Origin of the sequence: Flavobacterium sp. NPDC079362 (genome assembly GCF_050267765.1) — a bacterium.
In the GTDB taxonomy this organism is placed as follows: domain Bacteria; phylum Bacteroidota; class Bacteroidia; order Flavobacteriales; family Flavobacteriaceae; genus Flavobacterium; species Flavobacterium azizsancarii.
The window spans coordinates 1-3,550 of the sequence record NZ_JBNNFM010000073.1 but is presented as its reverse complement, the minus strand read 5'-3'; the positions used below and the strand labels follow the sequence as shown (position 1 = coordinate 3,550).

The window sequence follows — 3,550 nt, the reverse complement described above, 5'->3', positions numbered from 1 at the left end:
AACTGCCCTAGCCCCGATAGAAATGGAAATCCTTTTGCTTTTTTCTTTAAAAAGTAAAAGATTGAAATGCATAGCGGGATTGAGCTCCTAATTCAAATTTCAATAGAAAATCCCGATTAAAGCTTTAATTTGACTAAATTAAACAAACCCTATTATCCATAAAAAAAACAACCCGCCAAAAAAACTGACGGATTACTTATATCTATAATATATGATTTTTTGAAACTACTCGAAACGAATCGCTTTGACTGGTGAAATTTTTGTTATGATATAAGAAGGAATTAACAGCACTACAAAACAAACTGTAATGGTAAGCAAATTCAACAAAGCGATATATCCCCAATTTAAATAGACTGGCGCCTGATTGACGTAATAATTTTCAGGATTTAACTGAACAATCCCAAATTGCTGTTGGATTAGCAATATCGCAATACCAATTAAGTTCCCCCAAAACAATCCTCTTATAATAAGATAGAATGCGTTATACAAAAATATTTTACGAACTGTCCAATTGTTCGCCCCCATAGCTTTTAAAATACCTATCATTTGTGTACGCTCTAATATAAGGACCAATAGTGCAACAACCATATTTATTGTAGCCACTAAAATCATAATCCCTAAAATAATGACTATATTAAAATCAAAGAGTTGTAGCCAATCAAAAATGTAACTGTATTTCTCAATTATCGTTTTAGTATCTAAACTCGATGATGTTTGATCGTAAATTTGATTGCCGGTCGTTTTAATCTGATCAAAGTCTTTAATAAAAACTTCAAATGCTCCAACTTGATCCGGAGTCCATTTATTTATTCGTTGAATATGACGAATGTCTCCTATTATATATGTAGCATCGAATTGCTGAAATCCCGAATTAAAAATACCTGCAATTTTGAATCGGCGGCTATTTGGCATTTTACCTTGTTCTTCCTTAATAAAAAAGGTGTTAAAATTATCCCCTACTTTTAGATTAAGCCGATCCGCAAGAAATCTCGAAATCAAAACCTCTTCATTTAAAGCTTTAGTAAAATCTGGAACTTTACCTTCTACGACATATTCTTTTATATTGTTCCAATCATAATCTGCTCCTACACCTTTGAAAACAATTCCTTCAAATGCATTTTCGGTTCTTATAATTCCTGCCTTACTAGCGATTGCCTGAATATGACTCACTTGAGGTACCGACTTGAAGTCTGGATAAAAATCTTGTTCTTTCGAAATAGGAATCAGAGTTACTTCAGAATTATTATTATCATAATTAGATATAATTATCTGGCCATTGAAAGCTGAAACTTTATCGCGTATCTTTTGCTGTAAACCCATCCCGGTTGCAACTGAAACCATCATCATGATAATACCAATAGCAATTGCTGAAATAGCAATTTTTATAATTGGCGCTGATATACTGCTTTTATAATCTTTGGCAGTGATAAGTCTTCTGGCTATGAAATATTCTAAATTCAAATTTTTGTTGTCTATTTATTATTATAATGAATTCCCTCATCCAAATCAAAAATACATTTAAAAAAGCAAAAACAAATTACTTCCAGAAACATTTACTTTTTTGCAAATCCTACAAAGGAAGTTTCTTTTTCATTTCCTCTACTATATTATATGCGGCAGGACAAATGGCAACATTTTTTAAAGTGATATCCGTAATCTGATTGAACTTTTTACGATCTGTATGCGGAAACTCTCTGCAGGCTTTTGGACGAACATCGTAAATCATGCAATAATTCTCGCTATCTAAAAAAGTACACGGAACACTTTGCAAAACATAATCTTTATCTTCGTCGATTCGGAGGTATTGCTCTATGAACTGTTGAGGCTTTTGCCTCAAAGATTTTGAGACTCTTTCAATATCCGCCAAAGTAAATAACGGGCCTGTTGTTTTACAACAATTAGCACACTTCAAGCAATCTGTCTTTTTAAATTCGGCATCATGCAAATCCTGCATTACATAATCTAAATTTTTAGGTTGTTTCTTTTTCAGCTTATCAAAATACTTTTTGTTTTCGATATGCTTATCTTTGGCTAACTTATTTAAGTTATTTAAAATTTGTTTCAAGTTTACTTTTTAAAGTTGATCTGCAAAATTAAACAACTTTAAACTTGAAACCTTAAACTTTGAAATAAAATACGATGAAAGATCTATTTGGAAAAGCGATGTTCGACTTTCAAACCAATAATTCGCCGGAAGATATCATTACCGAAACTACAATTTCTGAAGAAGATGAAATGAGTGTTGATTATTTATTCCGTTCTTATAATGAAATGCCAAAACTTGAGCAAAAAGCACTTCAGTTAGCCTCGGGAAAAACACTTGATGTTGGTTGTGGAGCCGGCAGTCATAGCTTATCATTACAAAACGATCGTAACTTAGAAGTTACTTCAATAGATATTTCTGAAAAAGCAATTGAAACCTGTAAGTTGCGCGGTGTCAAAAATGCAAAAGTTCAAAATATACTAGATTTTGATGGTGAAAAATTTGACACAATCATCTTATTAATGAATGGCGTTGGTATTTTTGGCAAATTAGAAAACTGCAATAAATTTCTATCGAAGCTAAAATCTCTTTTAAATCCAGGCGGACAAATTCTACTGGACAGTTCTGACATCATTTATATGTTTGACGAAGATGAAGATGGCGGAAAATGGATACCATCTAATAACGATTATTACGGAGAACTTGTTTTTAATATCTCTTACAAAGGAGAAAAAGAAGAACCTTTTGACTGGTTGTACTTAGACTACAACACACTTCAGAATGGAGCTATTGCAAATGGACTAAAATGTGAGCTTATTCTAGAAGGAGAACATTATGATTATCTTGCCAGACTATCGATTTAAAATAAAATCTACTTATTATGACAGCGCTAGATTTAGAAAAATTAAAATATCCAATAGGAAAATTTGAATTTCCTATTGAATTTACACCGGAATATCTTTCAGCAAAAATTAATGAGATTGAATCTTTTCCTGAAAGGTTAAAAAAAGAAACACTTCATTTGACAAATGAACAATTAAACACTCCTTATCGACCAGACGGATGGACGGTTCGACAAGTAATTCATCATTGCGCCGAAAGCCATATGAATTGTTACATAAGAATAAAATGGGCTCTTACTGAAAACAATCCAGTCATAAAAGCATACGACGAAACTTTATGGTCTGAATTGCCGGACAATTTAAATATGCCTATTCAGCCTACATTAACTTTATTGGAAGGATTACATTATCGCCTGGCTTTTATCATGAAGAATTTATCTCTTGCAGATCTTGAAAAATCTTTTATACATCCTGAAAATAATTGTGAATATAAAATAAAACAATTAATAGGAACTTATGCGTGGCATGGAAATCATCATCTTGCCCATATCACAACTTTAAAAAAATATAAAAATTGGAATTAGAATTCTGTTTCTTTTTTATACAGTGTGTATTATTTACCAGAAACAAAAAGAGGCTGTCCGAAAAGTAATTTCGGGCAGTTTTTTTTTGTTTTACACATTGATTTTTCTTATATTTAAGTACTAAAATCAATGATTATGCA

General features: G+C 31.8%; 4 protein-coding genes. 2 read left to right on the top strand and 2 right to left on the bottom strand.

The annotated features are described in order from the left end of the window. Positions 1-225: 225 nt before the first annotated feature. Positions 226-1,461 carry an ABC transporter permease gene (locus ACQKCJ_RS24675; RefSeq protein WP_427403143.1) on the bottom strand — a complete coding sequence of 412 codons (1,236 nt, stop codon included), beginning with the start codon at positions 1,459-1,461 and terminating at the stop codon, positions 226-228. A 109-nt stretch (positions 1,462-1,570) separates the two neighbouring features. Then, positions 1,571-2,065, bottom strand: a complete 495-nt coding sequence (locus ACQKCJ_RS24670; RefSeq protein WP_271338247.1) for a YkgJ family cysteine cluster protein — start codon at positions 2,063-2,065, stop codon at positions 1,571-1,573. A 74-nt stretch (positions 2,066-2,139) separates the two neighbouring features. On the opposite strand from ACQKCJ_RS24670, the gene ACQKCJ_RS24665 reads away from it, so the two are divergent. Beyond that, positions 2,140-2,847: a class I SAM-dependent methyltransferase gene (locus ACQKCJ_RS24665; protein WP_271338248.1), complete on the top strand. Its 708-nt coding sequence runs from the start codon at positions 2,140-2,142 to the stop codon at positions 2,845-2,847. Positions 2,848-2,864: 17 nt separating this feature from the next. Continuing rightward, positions 2,865-3,410: a YfiT family bacillithiol transferase gene (locus ACQKCJ_RS24660; RefSeq protein ID WP_427403142.1), complete on the top strand. Its 546-nt coding sequence runs from the start codon at positions 2,865-2,867 to the stop codon at positions 3,408-3,410. The last annotated feature ends 140 nt before the right edge of the window (positions 3,411-3,550 follow it).

What these genes read in the sequence shown, in the direction of transcription:
- ACQKCJ_RS24665 (WP_271338248.1), top strand. Translation starts at nt 2,140, where the DNA reads ATGAAAGATCTATTTGGAAAAGCGATGTTCGACTTTCAAACCAATAAT.
- ACQKCJ_RS24660 (WP_427403142.1), top strand. Translation starts at nt 2,865, where the DNA reads ATGACAGCGCTAGATTTAGAAAAATTAAAATATCCAATAGGAAAATTT.